Origin of the sequence: Desertivirga arenae (genome assembly GCF_017355785.1) — a bacterium.
Taxonomy (GTDB): Bacteria; Bacteroidota; Bacteroidia; order Sphingobacteriales; family Sphingobacteriaceae; genus Desertivirga; species Desertivirga arenae.
Genome location: NZ_JAFEWE010000005.1, coordinates 267,146 through 285,720, shown reverse-complemented (window position 1 = coordinate 285,720; position 18,575 = coordinate 267,146). Strand labels below are relative to the sequence as shown.

Sequence of the window (18,575 nt, the reverse complement as noted above, 5' to 3'; positions counted from 1 at the left end):
AATCATGAAGAAGATACTTTATATACTTTCCGTTGCTGCTGTTTCTGTAACATCCTGTGCAAAACTGGAGGAAAGTCCTGATTCGATCATAACAACCGAGCAATTTTACAAGACCTCAGCAGATGCAGTCTCTGCCATAAACAGTGTTTATACTGCGGGTTTAAATCCCGGTCCTATAATGATGTACAACCGTTTGTTCAATATAGCGGTTGAAGTTCAGTCGGATGATGTAATAGCTGGTCAACGTGTAACGAACGTTGATGTGAGAGCAATGTCTGCGCTCACCTATTCTACTACCAATGACCGTATAGACGAGCTTTGGAAAGAACATTATATCGCCATCGACCGCGCAAACATCGCAATAGACAAAATTCCGGCGATTGATATGGATGGAACGCTCCGTACCCGTTTGGTTAATGAGGCTAAGTTCTTGCGCGGCTTACTGTATTTTAACCTGGTAAGGTTGTGGGGCGAGGTACCCTTGGTTCTTCACACGCCCGCCTCTTTGAAGCAGGAGGAAATCCAGGTGGCCAAGTCGCCGGTGGAAGATGTTTATCAGCAGATCATTCAGGATTTATCGGATGCGGAAGCGCTTCCTGCAACTTATGCGGGAAACGACATCGGCCGTGCAACAGGTGGAGCTGCAAAAGCCTTGCTTTCAAAAGTTTATTTAACCAGGCAAGAGTGGGCAAAAGCTGCGTCTAAGGCACTTGAAGTAATTAATGGACCTTATGGCTACGCATTATTTGAGAATTTCTCAGATGTGTTTAATGTGGCAACAAAGAATGGAAAGGAGCATATTTTTTCCGCACAATGTAAGGGGGGAATTGGCCTAGGAAATCGTCTGGCGGCATCGGCGACTCCGGTAGGTATTCCCGGAATTACTGCAGCCGGTACTGATGAACCTACTTCGATCGCATACGGATTATATAGTGCTAACGACAGGCGCAGGGCAACTACCTTTTTCACATCCTTGATAAGTCCTACAAATGGAAGGACGTATACTTTTACCCCCAAATTTTCAAAGTACTGGGATCCTACCAGCATTCTTACCCCTACAGAATCGAACCAGAATATTCCTATTATCCGCTATGCTGAGGTATTGCTGATCTATGCAGAGGCGCTTAACGAGGCAAATGCGACTCCTTCCGCAGAAGCGTATGAGGCACTCAACAAAGTGATCAGAAGGGCTTTTGGAAAAGCAATTAATACTCCTGATAACACTGTCGATATTGCTAATCTGGATAAAGCAGCTTTCCGGGAAGAGGTGTACAAACAGCGTCGTTTGGAGCTGATGTTTGAATTCCAGCGCTGGTTCGATTTGATCAGGACCAAAAGAATGATTTCGGCATTGCAGGTTGTTGGTAAAACAGCATCTGAAAAACACTATTTGTTTCCCATTCCCCAACACGAGATTGATTTGAATCCTAAGCTAGAGCAAAATCCGCTTTGGAAGTAAAACGCAGGTTCTAAGTTGTCTTGTCATCCGACGGCAGGAGAGATCCTAAAGTGTACCTGGCGTACCAGGATTCCTCCTATCGTCGGAATGATAAAATCAAATGATAGTGCTACAGGGAATAACTTAAATTAAATGCAGATATGAACTCATTATATCAAAAAACAAAAAAAATTGCAGCTATAACCGCTATGGTTACAGCTGCAATTTTTTATTCACAATCGCTGGAAGCCCAGGATAAAAAGCCAAATATCGTATTCATATACATGGATGATCTCGGCTGGACAGACGTTGCTTCCGGGAGCAAATATTATGAAACTCCTCAAATAGATGCCCTTGCGAAGCAGAGTCTTGTTTTTACACAGGCTTATTCAGTTGGCCCGAACTGCGCACCAAGCCGGGCCTCTTTAATGACTGGTAAATATACTCCCAGACATGGGGTATTTACTGTTGGTACGTCTGAACGAGGTGATTCTACTAAAAGAAAACTAATTCCTGTAAAAAGCAATCCGGTTCTCAACCCTGCATTTACCACTATTGCCGAAGAACTTAAAAACGCCGGATACCAAACATCGCTGATTGGAAAATGGCAACTTGGAGGAAAAAAGCAAGGAGCAGACGCTCATGCTCAGGGATTTGATCACGTAATAGCAGGTTCTCCCGGCACTCCTTCTTATTTCTATCCCTACACGGGGAAAGGAAATAAAGAAAAAGCTCCTCACGAGGGTATCACAGAGGGTAAGGAAGGGGAGTATTTAACCGATCGTTTAACTGATGAAGCTTTGAAATTCATCACAGAGAATAAGGAAAAACCTTTCTTCTTGTACCTGTCTTATTTCGCTGTTCACACTCCTATACAAGGTAAGCCAGAAAAGGTATCAAAATTTAAAGCAAAAAAGGGAGATGAATATCATAACAACCCAACTTATGCAGCCATGCTAGAGAGCGCGGACGAAGGTGTAGGCAGAGTATTAAATGAATTGAAAAAGTTAAATCTTGAAGAAAACACGATTGTAGTTTTTTACTCAGACAATGGGGGATATGGAGGAGCTACTGCCCAGCCGCCGTTACGGGGATCGAAAGGAATGCTTTATGAGGGAGGTGTTAGAGTACCTCTTTTTGTAAGATGGCCCGGAAAAGTTAAGCCGGGTACCAGAACAGATTCGCCCGTTATCGGAGTAGACTTTTATCCAACGTTACTACAGATCGCTAATGTTAGTCAGCCGCTTAATACTCAGCTGGACGGCAAAACATTTCTGCCTGTTCTGTTAGGACAACCAGCAGTAAAGCGTGATGCTATTTTCTGGCATTTTCCAGCCTACCTGGAAGGCTACAATGCCGACAAGCGTCATAAAGATATCTTTAGAACCAGACCTGTTAGCGCTATCCGCTCAGGAGATTACAAGCTTCTCGAATTTTACGAGGATCACCGGGTAGAATTATACAACATTAAGGAAGATATCGGCGAAACGAACGACCTAGCCGTAAAACTTCCCGAAAAGAAGAAAGAGCTTTATGATAAGCTCCAGCAATGGAAAAAAGACGTTAAAGCCCCGGTTCCAACGCAACCCAACCCATTGTATAAACCATAATTCCTGGAAACTTAGATGATTAGAAGATTTAGAATTATTCTGCTGGCTGCAGTAGCCACCGGGATCTGGGCAAGATTAGATGCTCAAACAAAGAAGATTTCAAACCGTACGCCGAATATCATTTTGATTCTGGCTGATGACATGGGAAAAGAATGTTTGGGAACCTATGGTGGCACATATCCAACACCAAATCTTGATAAACTAGCTAATGAAGGCCTGAAGTTCAACTACGGCTTTTCCCAGCCTTTATGTACTCCAACACGAGTACAGATAATGACCGGAAAATATAATTACAAGAACTATGTAGAGTTCGGTTATCTTGATCCCTATCAGAAAACTTTTGCTCATTTAGCTAAGGAGGCTGGGTATAATACTGCCATTGCCGGTAAGTGGCAATTGGGGGCCAATAACAAACTGCCTGGTTTATTTGGATTTGACCAATATTGTTTATGGCAGCTAACTTATGGCAAGAACAAAGGAGAGCGCTACGCTAAACCATTGATAGAACGGGACGCCAATATTGTAAAAACTACAGATGAGGATTTTGGGCCCGATATTTTTGTGAACTACATTCTTGATTTTATCACCAGGAACAAAGACAAGAAGTTCCTTGCCTATTATCCGATGGCTTTGGTACATGCTCCGTTCCTTCCAACTCCTGACAGTAAAAGATGGAAGGAAAGTGTAGAGTTAAGGCATAAAAACGATACCCTTAATTTTAGGGATATGGTTACCTACAGCGATAAAAACGTAGGTAAGATCGTTGCAAAATTGAAGGAACTAGGCATCTATGAAAATACCATTATCATTTTTACAGGGGATAATGGGACAGGAAGACCTGTAGTTACCCCTATGAAGGATGGAAGCAAAGTGCCTGGTGGCAAGGGTTTAACAGTTGACCGCGGACACCATGTTCCTTTGATCGTGAATTGGGGGACAGGTCGTTATAAAGACCATGTAACAGATGACCTTGTTGATTTTACTGATATCCTTCCAACCATTGCCGATGCTATTCAAAAGAAAGTACCTGCTGACTGGAATACAGATGGGCATAGCATTTTGCCTCAAATCAGGGGCGAAAAAGGAACTCCTCGTCAATGGGTGTTCTCACATTACAATCCATTACAAAACAATCAGCCAAGCAAAAATGCTGCAAGGTTCTTCAGGGACCATCGCTATAAGCTCTATCATGACGGACGTTTCTTTGATCTGGTGAATGATTACGAAGAGCAAAATCCAATTCCTGAAGGAAGAGGTACTCCAGAAGCTGAAGCTATCCGTAAGACTTTCGCGGCCGAGTTTGCAAAACTACCGGCATGGAAACCTTCAGATCCGGGGCAGCCAAAAAGGGTTAGACCAGGATACGAATCGCAACGGGGTGCGGATGATGGGGGAGAGTAGAGGGGGACAAAGGAGTACAATCCGAAGAAAAACAAAGACAATCATAAAATGAACATATCAAGTTTCAACAAAAAGGCGCTTTACCTGTCAGCAGCATTGCTGTTGAGTGTATCAACCTTAAAAGTAAGCGCACAAAAAAACGCAGAACGACCAAACGTTTTATTTATCGCGGTAGATGATATGAACGACTGGATTGGCCCTTTTGGGGGATATCCCGGTGTCATTACTCCAAATCTGGATAAGCTTGCTAAACAAGGAGAAATCTTTACTCACGCTTATTGCTCTGCACCGGCATGTAATCCTTCGAGGGCTAGTATAATGACCGGTGTTCGTCCTGCTACTTCAGGAGTTTATCACAACGATCAGCCATGGAGACCAGTACTATCAAAAGCGGTGACTATCCCACAATACTTTACTGCTAACGGTTACGATGTTGAAGGTATCGGGAAAATTTACCATGATGCCTATAATGACCTTGCCTCCTGGCCGGTCTATCATAAAGTAGTTCCTTCTCCGAAACCAGCACAAAGCCCGGTATACGGGAAAGCGCACTTCGACTGGAGTCCGGTAGATGCGAAAGATGAGGATATGGGTGATTACAAAAACGTAGATCACGCTTTGAACTTCCTTAACAAAGACCGCTCGAAGCCATTCTTTTTGGCCGTGGGCTTTACACGTCCGCACCTTCCCTGGTACGTTCCTCAGAAATACTTCGATCTGTATCCTTTAGACAAGATCCAACTTCCGGAAGTGATAGAGAACGACTTGAATGATGTTCCTGCAGCAGGAGTGAAAATTGCCAAGCCTCAGGGCGACCACAAATTTATTACAGAAAATAACCAATGGAAAAAAGCTATCCAGGGCTATCTGGCCAGCATCACCTTTACCGATGGCCAAATCGGCCGGTTACTTGATGGATTAAATAAAAGCAAATACGGCAAGAACACTATCGTTGTATTATTTGGCGACCACGGCTGGCATTTGGGAGAGAAAGAACACTGGCGCAAATTCGCACTTTGGGAAGAAGCAACCCGCGTGCCTTTTTTCGTTATTGCTCCTGGTGTAACCAAAGCTGGCTCTGTTTCAAACAGGCCGGTGAATCTGATGGACCTTTACCCCACGTTGATCGAGCTGGCAAAACTTCCTCAAAAGAAAGGGATCGAGGCTAACAGCATAGTACCTCTTCTAAAAAATCCAGACACCGAATGGAACAACCCCTCGCTAACTACTCATGGCTTAGGGAATCATTCTGTAAGAACAGAACGATACCGCTATATAAAGTACGAAGATGGCTCTGAGGAACTATATGATCATGAAAATGACAAACAGGAATGGAAAAATTTGGCAAAGGACCCTAAGTATACTTCCATAAAAGCTGAGTTAGCAAAATCCCTTCCTAAAGTAAATGCACCAAATGCGCCGAAACAAAAGGGAGGTTCTTTGCAGGATTAAATTCCTGCAATCTCTTTATTAAATACTAAAACTTATGAATAAGCTACCTTTCAAATCGGGATGTGCGGCGCTTCTGATGGCTTCGGTCCTGAACACAGCAAGTGGTCAGAACAGTCAGGAATTCACTTCTGATAAAAGCTTCAAGGGGAAGATCGGAAGAAAGATAAGTGAATCAGAGGAATACCATCCTGAAAAGAGAAAAGCTCCTGCCGGGGCTCCGAATGTTGTCGTCTTTCTTATCGACGATGCTGGTTATGGAACTTCAAGCTCTTTCGGAGGCTTGATGCAAACACCCGTACTGGATAGTCTGGCAAACAACGGACTTCGTTTTACGAATTTTCATTCAACGGGAGTTTGTTCGCCAACAAGAGCTGCATTACTTACGGGCAGGAATCACCACTCGGTTCATATGGGCATACTGAACTATAGCTCTACCGGTTTTCCTGGGTATGATGCTATTATGCCTGCTGATAAAGCAACTATTGCAGAAGTATTGCACGAGAATAATTATAATTCATTCGCAGTAGGTAAATATCATGTAGCTCCCCTGCATGAAATAACAGCAAACGGCCCTTTTGACCGCTGGGCTGTAGGGCGCGGCTTTGATCATTTTTATGGGTTTCAGTTAGGGCACACAGACCAATACCACCCGAATTTGTATGAAGATACAAAAGTGATTGACATTGAGCCGAACAAGAAGCACCTTACAACTCTACTTGCTGACAAAGCAATTAGCTACATAAGCAACCAAAAATCGATTGAACCGGAAAAGCCCTTCTTTCTTTATTTTGCCACCGGTGCCATTCATTCACCTCATCAGGTAGACAAGAAATGGAGTGATCTGTATAAAGGCAAGTTTGACAAAGGTTGGGACTGGTACCGTAAGGAAGTATTCGAACGCCAGAAAAAGCTTGGCGTAATTCCTAAAAATGCCGTTTTGCCAGACCGAGATCCTTCCGTGAAGGCATGGGACAGCCTGACACCCGAACAGAGAAAGGTATACGCCCGATTTATGGAAGTATACGCCGGCTTCATGACTCACGCTGATTATGAGTTCGGTCGCATAATTAATCACATTAAGGAGATTGGTCAGGCTGATAACACTATAATTCTGGTTAGTATTGGAGATAATGGTTCAAGTCATAGTTCTCCAAACGGTAGCTTAAATGGTTATATCAGTAGTTTAGATGAAGACAAACAAGTTTCTGAACTTTATAGAAATATAGATAAGATTGGTACGGAGCATTCCTTTGAAGATGCGCCTATGGGCTGGACTCAGGCTACCAATACGCCATTCCGCCTCTGGAAGGCAGATCCAAACAGTGAAGGAGGAACCCATCAGCCGCTCATTGTTTATTACCCTAAAGGAGATCTTGAAAAAGGAGGTATCCGTAATCAATACGGCCATGTTATTGATATAGCCCCTACCATATACGAACTTACCGGAGCACAGATACCAAAGGTGATAAAGGGGCATGAGCAAAAGCCTGTGGAAGGTACAAGCCTGGTTTACGCATTTAAAGATGCAAAAGCCCCTAACCGCCATACAATTCAGTATTACGAGCTTTTTGGAAAGCGGGCTATCGTAAAAGATGGCTGGAAGGCTTCGGTTTTTCATAAACCGGGCGACGATTTCGCAAAAGACGTATGGGAATTGTACAACCTGAATGATGACTTTAATGAACGTTTAGATCTGGCTGCAAAATATCCGGGGAAGGTTAAGGAATTGCAGGCCGTCTTTGATAGAGAGGCTGTCAGGTATAATGTTTTCCCGTTAAACGATTATGCTGATGGTCATAGTGCCGGCGGCCGCGCCCGTAGTCCTTTTGGCTTAAAAAATAAAGTGGTGCTGTACCCGGGAGTTGACCAGATGCTCACATATAGCGGTCCGCAGTTTCAGAGCGAACCTTTTAGTATCACTGCAGATGTTGAGCTTCGATCAAAAGAGGATCAGGGTGTTCTGTTTGCGTCGGGATCTGAATTTGACGGATTAAGTCTCTTCCTGAAAGATGGGAAGTTTATTGTAGCTCATAATAGCGGTAGCGTTGTAAAACACCTGGAATCGAAGGTTCCTGTACCTGTTGGAAAATCAAAGCTAAGGTTCGAGTTTAATTACACAGCAGCTAAGGGTTCAAAGAACCGAAATGCAGTTGCAGGAACCGAAGCATTATATATAAATGATCAGAAAGTAGCTGAACGTGAGATTCAGGCCTATGAAGGCCGGATTGCAGTTTATAAAGATGGTATTGATGTTGGAGCTGACAGAAATTCTCCTGTTTCAGACAGATATCAGGTGCCTTTTACTTTTACAGGAAAACTTAACAACATTATGATCGAGTATAAAACAGAACATTTGAGTTCTTCGAGCGGGCATTGAGAATTTCGTCTTTACCATCTTGAAAGGCTCTTTTTAATATTCCTAAATTCAGTTGTCATCCCGACGGTTGGAGGAATGACAGGAGGCTTGCAAAGTAAGGTCCTCCTGATCTCTCCTTACGTTGATGACAATCGCTTTGATGCCCAGGAAGAGAGTGTTGTAATTCCTTTCTGACTAATTTACAAATACTTAATCATGAAAACTATTACTCCGAAATACCTCGTAGTTGCAGCGTTATCTGTTATATGCTTAATTCCAATCACCAAAACCTCAGCCCAAACAGGTAGTGCCAGGAAGCTTAATGTCCTTCTATTCACCGCTGATGATCTTGATCGTAACACCTTAGGTGTTTACGGATCGCCGGTAAAAGATATTTCCCCTAACATTGATCGCTTCGCGGGTCAGTCACTCCGTATCGACCACGCTTTTGTTAACTCTGCAATTTGTGCACCCAGCCGTGGAATAATTATGACCGGCTTGTATGAGCATAACAGCGGGGTAAATGGGTTCTATAAGATGAAGGATGAAAGTAAGGCTCAGTTAATAACTGAAGTACTGCGAACTTATGGATACAAAGTAGGCGTTTTGGGTAAGGTGGGGCATTCTACCCCTAAAGCGAGTTTCCATTGGGATTACGAAGCGGATCAGGGCGACCTGGGCAATGGCCGTAGTCCTTCCAAATACTACGAACATGTTAAGGCTTTCCTTACTGAAAGGAAGAATGACAATAAGCCGTTCTATTTTATGGTGAATTCTCATGATCCTCATCGTCCTTATTATAATCCTTCCATTCCTTTGAAAGACGGAGAGGAAAAGCCTTCCAGGATTTACGCTGCAAATGAAATTGCTGTTCCTGGTTTTGTTTCTGACCTTCCCGGAGTTAGGGAAGAACTGAGTTATTATTTCAACTCAACCCGTAGGCTTGATGATACTTTCGGTAAAGTAATGCAGGCATTAGAGGAATCTGGCTTTGCGGAAAATACATTGGTAATCTTCTTGTCTGATAATGGAATAGCTATTCCTTTCGCAAAGGCAAATGCTTACAATGCAAGTAACCGTACTCCATTTTTAGTTCGTTGGCCAGGTGTAGTTAAAGGAGGTTCTGTAAATGATAAGGATTTTGTTTCTACCGTAGACTATCTTCCAACCATTCTTGATGCGTTAAATATTCCTCTGGCAGGAAAAGGGGATGGTAAGTCTTTCCTTCCATTGCTTAAGGGTAATGCTCAAGCCGGAAGGGATAAGGTTTACACTCAGATTGACTACAAGCAGGGGGGAGGCCCCACTCCGATGCGTGCTGTTCAAGACGGTCACTATTTATACATCTATAACGCCTGGGCTGATGGTGAGCGCATCTACAGTAATAACAATGAGGGTTTAACGCAAAAAGCAATGGAAGCCGCGGCAGCGACTAATCCTGAAATTGCGGCCAGGGTACGTTCGTATCGCTACAGAGCGGTTGAAGAGCTATACGATTTGAGAAAAGATCTTTCCAACGTAACTAATCTGGCCATAGATCCTGCTTATAAAGCGCAGCTGGAAACCTACCGTAAGGATATTGAGAAATGGATGACAGATAACCGGGATCCATTGCTGAAAGTATTTCAGAATAGAAATAATCCAGAACTGGCCCAGGCAGAATTTTATAAAAATTATCCTGAAGCAAAGGTACTTGACAAGGATAAAACCAGATATAGTAAAAACAAGGGAGCGGTAGCCGCAGACTGATAGATTTAATAGCATCCACATCATTATGAAAATAATTAATTTCAAAACTCTACTTGTTGTCTCGTTGACAGTAATAGGTGTTTTTTCAACAGCTTTAGCTCAGAAGAAGAATGAGAGCCGCCCAAATATTATCCTCATTCTTTCGGATGACCAGAGTGCGCCTTTTCTTGGCACGTATGGTTACCCTGATTTAAAAACGCCTAATCTCGATAAGTTTGCAAAAGACGGGATTCAATTTAACCGGGCTTATACTACAGCTCCGCAATGTGTGCTTTCAAGAGCGTCTTTCATGACGGGCAGGTCTGTGATAGATATTCGTATGAGCCGTTTTTCTGCACCTTTATCTGCTGATATTGTCACGTATCCTGAGGTGCTGAGAAAAGCCGGATATTTCACCGGAATTTGCGGTCGTACATTTCACCTGGATGGTTCGGCAACACCACCGGAAACGGAGGATGTGTTTAATAAATATGATCTGAGAACATTTAAGAAAAGGGTTGATTATTTAAAAACCGGTTCTAATGAGGATGCCTTAACTCAGTTTAGGGAGTTTGCTGACCTGGTTCCGAAGGGCAAGCCATTTTTTATTCAGGTAGGCTATAATGATCCTCACCGTATTTTTAATGCAAAGAATTTTGAACCAGATCCTTCTAAGATCACTTTACCGGAAGGTTGGCCAGACACCAGGGAATTAAGAGAGGACTTTGCGGGCTACCTGGGGGAGATCCAGCGATTGGATCATAATGTTGGCCTATTATTAGATGAAGTTGAAAAGCGTGGATTATCCAAAAACACGTTGATTGTATTTATGGGAGATAATGGTGGTGCTCTTTTAAGAGGTAAGGGAACTCTCTACGATCTGGGAATTCATGTGCCTTTACTAGTTAGGTGGCCGGCGAAAATTAAAGGAGGTCAAAAATCTGAGGCTTTGATTTCGGGTGAAGACCTGGCGCCAACCTTTCTGGAAGTAGCCGGTGTTGTTAAACCAAAAGAATTTACAGGAAAAAGCATTACACCAGTGTTCTCCAACTCGCAGGCAGAGCCGAGAGAGTATGTGTTTGCCGTTAGAGGAGCACATGGATCAGGTTTACCTACTAATACTGCTAATTTCGACCTGGGTCGCACCGTTTTCAATAAGAATTACAAGTTGATTTACAATGCCATGTGGCAGCTTCCTTACCACCCTGTTGATTTTGCAGGTCAGCCTTTCTGGCTTAAGTTAAAAGAGCAGAACGATAAAGGACAACTGGATGAAAAGTATGCTAAACTGTTCTTTGCCAAAAGTCGTCCTATGTTCGAGATCTTCGATTTGAAGAACGATCCGCATGAGTTCAACAATCTTGCAGGAAAGCCTGAAGTGGCAACAATTGAGAAAGAATTGAAAGCCCGTTTGCAGGAATGGATGATCCTGAATCAGGATTATGTTCCATTGCCGGTTCCTCCTCCAGCTAGAAATTAAACAGCACCATGATTGTATCATCATTTAAAAAAATTATAGCCCTGGCTCTTGTGATAGGCTGGAGCGTTCAGGCAAGATCTCAATCCGCAAAGCCCAATATTCTGTGGATAGTCAGTGAAGATAATAGCACCTTTCTTGGATGTTATGGGGACAAGTACGCTACAACTCCCAATCTGGACAAATTTTCAACTAAGGGTATTTTGTATGAAAATGCATTTTCTACAGCACCTGTTTGTGCCCCATCCCGCTGTACACTTATAACGGGAATGCTTCCAACAACCTTGGGAACAGAGAATATGCGAAGCAGCTATCCTTCACCATCTTTTATCAAATTTTTTCCTAAATATCTCAGAGAGTCAGGGTATTATACTACCAATAATGCGAAAAAGGATTATAATACAGGAGATCAGGCGGACGCCTGGGATGAATCGAGTAATACTGCGACGTATAAAAACCGCAAGTCGGGACAGCCATTCTTTGCGGTGTTTAATCTTAATATATCGCATGAAAGCAATATCCACGGAAAGCAGCCGGATTTAAGGCACGATCCCTCGAAAGCCCCAGTGCCGCCTTACCATCCTGGTACCGAAGAGATGAAACATGACTGGGCTTTGTATTACGACAAGGTAGAGCAAATGGATCAGCAAGCCGGCAAATTGCTTAGAGAACTGGAAGAGGCTGGTTTAGCGGAGAATACCATTGTATTTTATTATGCAGATAATGGAGGTGTTTTACCTCGTAGCAAACGGTTTATGTTCGAGTCAGGACTTCATGTTCCCTTGATCATTCGTTTTCCTGAAAAATACAGGCATTTAGCACCACAAGCCCCGGGGACCAGAACAGACCGGCTGGTTACTTTTCTGGATTTTGCTCCATCTATTTTAAATCTGACAGGAATTAAAATTCCTGAGTACATGCAGGGTAGACCGTTTGCAGGACCTGTTTTGCCGGCTGAAAATAAGTATGCATTTAATTTTCGTGGCCGGATGGACGAGACAGAGGATAAGATCAGGTCTTTAAGAGATAAACGTTTCAGGTACATCAGGAATTATTATCCACACAAGATCTACGGCCAGCATGTTGCTTATTCATGGAAGGCGCCATCTATGCAATCCTGGGAGAGGGAGTATAGAGCAGGAACTTTAAATGAAACACAGCTGGTATTCTGGAAGGAAAAGCCATCCGAAGAACTGTATGATGTTGTTGCTGATCCACATAACATAAATAACCTGGCCGGTAAGAAGGAATATCAGGCTGATCTGGAACGTTTGCGGAAGCAGCTGCATAAAACGCTGGTCGAGACTAGGGATATTGGTTTTATTCCGGAAGCTCAGCTGGAAGAAATTGCCAAAAGTACAGCTCCTTATGATTTCGCGAGATCTTCAGGATATGATGTTGCAAGGGTGCTTGAAACAGCAGAGCTGGCATCAAGTCGCGATCCGAAACAGTTACCTGAAATAACAAAAAGATTAAAGGATAAGGACGCTGTGGTACGTTACTGGGCAGCAACTGGAATAACCATATTGGGAACAAAAGCATCTTCGGCGAAAGCACAGGTATCTGAATTGCTCAACGACCAGGTTGAGGCCGTAAGAATTGCAGCAGCAGAGGCCGTATATAAACTGGGAGAAAAAAATCAGGGTCTGGCTGTGATTTCGTCTGCTCTTAATTCAACTAACAATATCGCCAGAGTGCAGGCCTTCAATGTCCTGTTATCTGTCGAAAGGAAAGACCTGGGGCAATTTAACGAGAAGCTTAAGACGATAGTCGCGGATAGTAATTCTACAGTTTACGATCTATCTCATGCGAGGTATCTTTTATCTCTAACTTCAACACGTGCTAATGCAAAAAAATAATAAAGGTTCCTTCTATACGCTTGGAAACATAAATCATTGGTTAGTGAGGCAAGGAGCACATCTGCTCCTTGCTTTGTCAGGTTTTACTGCGATCGCTCAAACAAAGGCGGCAAAGCCCAACATAATCTTTATTCTCACCGATGATCATCGGTGGGATGCCCTAGGGGTTGCAGGAAATTCAATTATTCAAACGCCAAACCTTGATCGTTTGGCTAATGCAGGTACCAGGTTCGGAAACGCCTACGTAACTACCGCTATTTGCTGCACAAGCAGAGCCAGTATTTTAAGTGGTCAATATGTCTCGAGACATAAAATAAACAATTTTACAACAGACTTTTCTCAGGAAGCTGTTCGAAATACCTATCCATTCCTGCTAAAAAAGGCGGGTTATAAAACGGGCTTCATTGGCAAGTATGGTGTGGGATTGAAGCCTCCTATTGAAGAATTTGATTATTGGTCATGTACACCAAAGGTGCAACCTGACTATGAGCTAAAGAACCTGAGCGGAGAAATTGTTCACAACACAGATAGTGTAAGCAGCGATATTCAAAAGTTCCTGGATCAGTTTGGTAAGCAGGGCCCTTTTTGTCTCTCTATTGGTTTCAAGGCGCCGCATGAACTTGATGGCAATCCTCCAAAGTTTATAGTGCAGGATAGGTTTAAGAACTTATATAATGATAATAAGGTTCCCGTTCCGCAAACTGCAGATCCGAGATATTGGGAATCCTTTCCGGATTTCTTTAAAACAGAAGAAAATATTGCCAGAGTTCGCTGGAGGACGTTTTTTTCCAGTCCCGAGCTATATCAGGAGTCGGTGAAAAACTACTACAGATTGATCACCGGAGTTGACGAAGCTGTGGGAAAGCTTGTTTCGAAGCTCAAAGAATTAGGTATAGCTGATAATACGATCGTCATTTTCATGGGGGATAACGGCTTTTATTTAGGTGAGCACGGACTGGAAGGTAAATGGTATGGTCATGAAGAATCAATAAGGGTTCCTCTGATTATTTACAATCCACTGGAGAATTTATCAAAAGGAAAGGTCTCAGAGCAGGTAGCTCTTAATATTGATATCGCTCCAACTATCCTTGGAGCAGCCGGTCTTTCTGTTTCTGAAGGCATGCAGGGAAATGATTTGCTGAAAGAGGACAGGTCGAAGCGGGAATTTTTTTATGAGCATACGTTTCAGGGTAGTCCTAAGATCCCAAAAGTAGAAGGTGTAGCAGGAGGTAGGTGGAAGTATATGTTATTTACGGAGCATAACTACGAAGAACTTTATGATGTGAAGAATGATCCTCATGAAACCAAAAATCTTGCTGGTGACAAGCGCTTCAAAGGACAGTTGGAAACAATGCGGAGAAAATATAAGGATTTGAAGTTAAAAGCCCTTTAGTATGCAAGTTAGAAAAGCTACCTGGATGACTTTGACTGCCATTGCGATCATAGGAGGTATTACTTGCCTTTTCATGAGAACAATTTTTTGAGTGGAGGAAAGGAATATCGTGCCATTCGAACCGCCCGCTACACTTATGTGAAGGATTTGAAAGGTCCATGGCTGCTATATGACAACCTTAAAGATCCTTACCAGTTGAATAATCTGGTAAGTAAATCAGAGTTTGCTTCACTGCAAAAGAACTTAGACAAAGTGTTACAAAGGAGACTGCAGCAGGCGCGTGATTCTTTTCTGCCTGCAGACGAGTATATGAAAAAATGGAATTATCACTACGATAATAAAGATAGTCTTAGGCTTGATTAATCTTAAAATTTTACAACAATGTCATCTGAAAACACTTCACGCCGCAATTTTTTAAAGAACGCAGGCATGGTAGCGGCGCTTCCCTTAGCATCCCCAGTTCTGGATGCCAAAGCCTTGATCAATCCAGGGAATGAAGCTCTGAAAATCACTGATCTCAGCCTTCATGTTGTAAAAGTTAACCAGCGGGGAAACTGGTATTTCATTGAATTGAAAACCAATAAAGGATTGGTGGGACTGGGAGAATGTTCGCAAGCGGTGGCAGGAACTGCGCCCGGGAATGAAGTTGCTGTGAGAAAGGAGCTGAACCTTCTTTTTAGTTTTCTTAAGGGTAGTTCTCCGTTTGAATTAGAGGCTTTCAGGCAGAAGGCATTTAAGATAGCAGATACCAAAATAAAAAGGACAGTTTTTAGTGGTTTGGAGCAAGCGCTCTGGGATTTAAATGGAAAAGCCCTTGGGGTGCCGGTTCACACCTTACTTGGAGGAAAGCTAAGAGATAAGATCAGAGTGTATGCCAATATTAACCGGGCCACTAACGATCGTGATGCAAATGGGAAAAGACCTGTGGCTTCTTTCCAGAAAAATGCGGAGCAAGCCCTTAGACAAGGATTCACAGCCTTGAAACTTGCGCCTTTTGATGAAATGCGAGCGTTAGATAAATCAAGCCCTGCACAAATTGAAGAAGATATTCTGCATGGAATAAAATGTATTGAGGGTGTGCGGTCGGCTATTGGAAAGGAGATTGACCTTTTAATCGATGTGCACAGTCACCTGAATCTCAATCTATCTATAGAGACCGCCAGGCGAGTTGAAGCTGCCGACTTATTTTGGTTTGAAGAACCAGTTAATCCTTTAAAGTATCCGAAGGAAACAAAACAAATAAAGGAATCTATCAAACAAACGCTTGCCGGTGGAGAGTCTGTCTTCGGACGAAAGGAATATGCTGAATTGATCAATACCATGGCACTTGGAATTATTATGCCTGATGTAAAGCATTGCGGGGGGATCCTTGAACTTAAATACATAGCAGCAGCCGCAGAAGCGGCAGGAGATATTCAGGTTGCTCCACACAACCCTAGTGGCCCTGTTGCTACGGCAGCAAGCGTAGCTGTCTGCGCCACTCTTCCTAATTTCTGCATTCTGGAGTACGCGTTTGGTGAAGTTCCCTGGAGTAATGACTTAGTAACGCCGAAGGAGGCTTTTATAAATGGCTATATCCCTGTATCTGACAAGCCCGGGCTTGGGATTTGTTTGAATCAGGGGCTGATAAAACAGCATGTTTAGCAGAAAAGGGTAGGGGGGAGGAAGTAACATACCGCTTCTCGCTAAAAACCTTTAAGTTTCTTGAGAGTTATACACGCAGTATATACGGCTATCTGAAGGTCTGAGCTGGAAGATTGCTTTCTATCATTTACCTAATGAAAAACAAGAAATGAGAAGACTACCGGTTTATTTACTATTAGACACATCGGGTTCGATGACTGGCGAACCGATTGAAGCGGTTAAAAATGGAGTTCAGGTGATGATCAGTTCCCTGCGACAAAATCCGCAGGCTATTGAAACTGCCTTTATCAGCATCATCACTTTTGATAGTACAGCCCGCCAGCTTGTTCCTCTAACTGATCTGGCTTCTTTCCAAATGGTAGATATTAAAGCCACTGGTACCACCAGTTTAGGAGAGGCTTTGAAGTTGGTAGCAACTTGCATAGATAATGAGGTTGCGAAAACAACACAGGAGCAGAAGGGCGACTGGAAGCCATTGGTTTTCATTATGACAGATGGAATTCCTACCGACGAGTGGCAATCGGGCTTAGAAGAGTTCAAAAAACGGAAAACTGCTTATACCGTTGCATGTGCTGCCGGTAGCGGTGCTGACTCAAACTTATTAAAGCAAATTACAGAGAATGTAGTTAGTCTCGACACTGCTGATAGCCAGAGCATCTCTAAGTTCTTCTCCTGGGTATCTGCTTCCATCGGCGTTACCTCAACCAAGGTGGAAGATGCCGGAAAAGAAGTAACAGGCATTGGAGAGCTTCCTCCGCCTCCATCCGAGTTAAACATTGTTACTTAAAATCCTTTGCAGATATGCCGGAACCAGGAAGTGTGAAAGAACAGCTGACAGAACTATTCCGGAAAAACAATATTCAGGTTCCTTCTAACCGGAAGGGCCTGTTTGAAAGTTTTATCAAGGAAGAAAAAGTCGTTGCGGCGGTTAACACCATTAATCAAACCGAGAACCATCTTATGGCTGAGTGGAAAATACAAGATAGGGTTGCCGATATAAAGGGGCAATCGGTAAGAATTCTAAATGCCAGTGTAGGTAAATCTTATGAAGCTAAGCTCGATTTTGAGAAATTAGGTTGGACTGATATGGAGCAATGGAGGTTAGAAGGACTGGAGGAAACTGGATTAAGCTTTGATGAAAAGCAAGCCCAAATTACGGGAAACCCATCTTCAAGTGGAGATATAAAACTTAAGTTCCTATATAAACTTAAAGGACAGGCAGAGGAAGACCCTTTTAATGAAAAGGAAATCCCTCTAACTATTAACCCTGATCCAAGGAGTTTATGGAAGAACCTGGATAGCGATAGGGAAGATCCTTACTGGAAGGAAGACAATATTACGGTATTTGAACCTTTAGGAGATAAATACCTCCTTGCTTCGTCAAAACGTGGTCGATCTCATGCCAATGTTGGTTCTTTTCGCGAGGATGATTTCGCCTATAAAGATCTGCAAAATGGTTGGAGTATTGTGGTTGTAAGTGATGGAGCAGGTAGTGCCAAATTTTCCAGAAAAGGTTCTGACATCGCATGCCGTTCTGTTGTTGATTTTTTTGAACAGGAAGATTCCGTTAAAAGCTTGCTCGAATTCGATCAGATACTAAGGGATCACAACGAGAAGACTGCACCCGACAGTCAGGGTAAACTAAAGCTTTTTGTATATAACACTCTTGGTAAGGCAGCTTTAAATGTCCATAAAAAGCTGGAGGATTTTGCTTCTAAGGCAGGTCATGCTCTTAAAGACCTTAGTTGTACCCTAATCTTTACTCTGTTTAAAAAGTATGAAACGGGTTATGTGTTTCTCTCTTTTGGGGTGGGCGATTGTCCTATTGCCGTTCTTGATAAAGAACTTTCTCAGGTGACTTTGCTGAATTGGATAGATGTAGGGGAATTTGGTGGTGGTACCCGGTTTATTACAATGCCCGAGATCTTCAAAAATGAGAAGTTTGCTACACGTTTCAGTTTCCGGCAAATACAAGACTTTTCTTACCTGATGCTGATGTCTGATGGGGTTTATGATCCAAAGTTTGTGGTCGAAGCAAACCTCGAGGATGTTAACAAATGGAAAGAGTTCCTTGATGATTTGAAGGGTAAGAATGAGGATGGAGTGAAAGTGGATATTAACCCGGATAACAACGATATCGTTATGCAATTTTCTGACTGGATGGATTTTTGGAGTACAGGAAATCATGATGACAGGACCTTGGCTATAGTGTTCTAA

13 protein-coding genes are annotated in these 18,575 nt (G+C 42.9%); all 13 read left to right on the top strand.

The genetic code is table 11. The features are described 5' to 3' along the window. Positions 1–4: 4 nt before the first annotated feature. The 13 genes from J4N24_RS13000 to J4N24_RS12940 all read left to right on the top strand — a co-directional run bounded on the left by J4N24_RS13000 (position 5) and on the right by J4N24_RS12940 (position 18,575). A complete protein-coding gene (locus J4N24_RS13000; protein ID WP_207534127.1) occupies positions 5–1,459 on the top strand; it encodes a RagB/SusD family nutrient uptake outer membrane protein in 1,455 nt (484 codons plus the stop codon). A 140-nt stretch (positions 1,460–1,599) separates the two neighbouring features. Next, on the top strand, positions 1,600–3,048 hold the full coding sequence (locus tag J4N24_RS12995) for a sulfatase (protein WP_207534126.1): 1,449 nt from the start codon (positions 1,600–1,602) through the stop codon (positions 3,046–3,048). 15 nt (positions 3,049–3,063) lie between these two features. Beyond that, positions 3,064–4,449, top strand: coding sequence for a sulfatase family protein (locus J4N24_RS12990; protein WP_207534125.1), 1,386 nt, complete (start codon positions 3,064–3,066; stop codon positions 4,447–4,449). 48 nt (positions 4,450–4,497) lie between these two features. After that, entirely contained in the window at positions 4,498–5,901 is a 1,404-nt protein-coding gene (locus tag J4N24_RS12985; protein ID WP_207534124.1) for a sulfatase, read from the top strand. A 34-nt stretch (positions 5,902–5,935) separates the two neighbouring features. Beyond that, positions 5,936–8,278, top strand: a complete 2,343-nt coding sequence (locus J4N24_RS12980) for an arylsulfatase (protein WP_207534123.1) — start codon at positions 5,936–5,938, stop codon at positions 8,276–8,278. 195 nt (positions 8,279–8,473) lie between these two features. Beyond that, on the top strand, positions 8,474–10,006 hold the full coding sequence (locus J4N24_RS12975; protein WP_207534122.1) for a sulfatase family protein: 1,533 nt from the start codon (positions 8,474–8,476) through the stop codon (positions 10,004–10,006). A gap of 25 nt (positions 10,007–10,031) precedes the next feature. Then, positions 10,032–11,465, top strand: a complete 1,434-nt coding sequence (locus tag J4N24_RS12970; protein WP_207534120.1) for a sulfatase family protein — start codon at positions 10,032–10,034, stop codon at positions 11,463–11,465. An 8-nt stretch (positions 11,466–11,473) separates the two neighbouring features. Next, positions 11,474–13,321 (top strand): sulfatase-like hydrolase/transferase, encoded by a 1,848-nt coding sequence (locus J4N24_RS12965; protein ID WP_207534118.1) that lies wholly within the window; start codon positions 11,474–11,476, stop codon positions 13,319–13,321. Next, positions 13,308–14,714, top strand: a complete 1,407-nt coding sequence (locus J4N24_RS12960; protein ID WP_207534117.1) for a sulfatase family protein — start codon at positions 13,308–13,310, stop codon at positions 14,712–14,714. Before J4N24_RS12965 ends, J4N24_RS12960 begins: the two co-directional genes overlap by 14 nt. A gap of 63 nt (positions 14,715–14,777) precedes the next feature. Then, on the top strand, positions 14,778–15,077 hold the full coding sequence (locus tag J4N24_RS12955; RefSeq protein WP_256439375.1) for a sulfatase/phosphatase domain-containing protein: 300 nt from the start codon (positions 14,778–14,780) through the stop codon (positions 15,075–15,077). 18 nt (positions 15,078–15,095) lie between these two features. Further along, positions 15,096–16,358 (top strand): mandelate racemase/muconate lactonizing enzyme family protein, encoded by a 1,263-nt coding sequence (locus J4N24_RS12950; protein WP_207534115.1) that lies wholly within the window; start codon positions 15,096–15,098, stop codon positions 16,356–16,358. 148 nt (positions 16,359–16,506) lie between these two features. Beyond that, a complete protein-coding gene (locus tag J4N24_RS12945) occupies positions 16,507–17,145 on the top strand; it encodes a vWA domain-containing protein (protein ID WP_207534114.1) in 639 nt (212 codons plus the stop codon). 14 nt (positions 17,146–17,159) lie between these two features. Continuing rightward, complete coding sequence (locus tag J4N24_RS12940) at positions 17,160–18,575, top strand: PP2C family serine/threonine-protein phosphatase (protein ID WP_207534113.1); 1,416 nt, start codon at positions 17,160–17,162, stop codon at positions 18,573–18,575.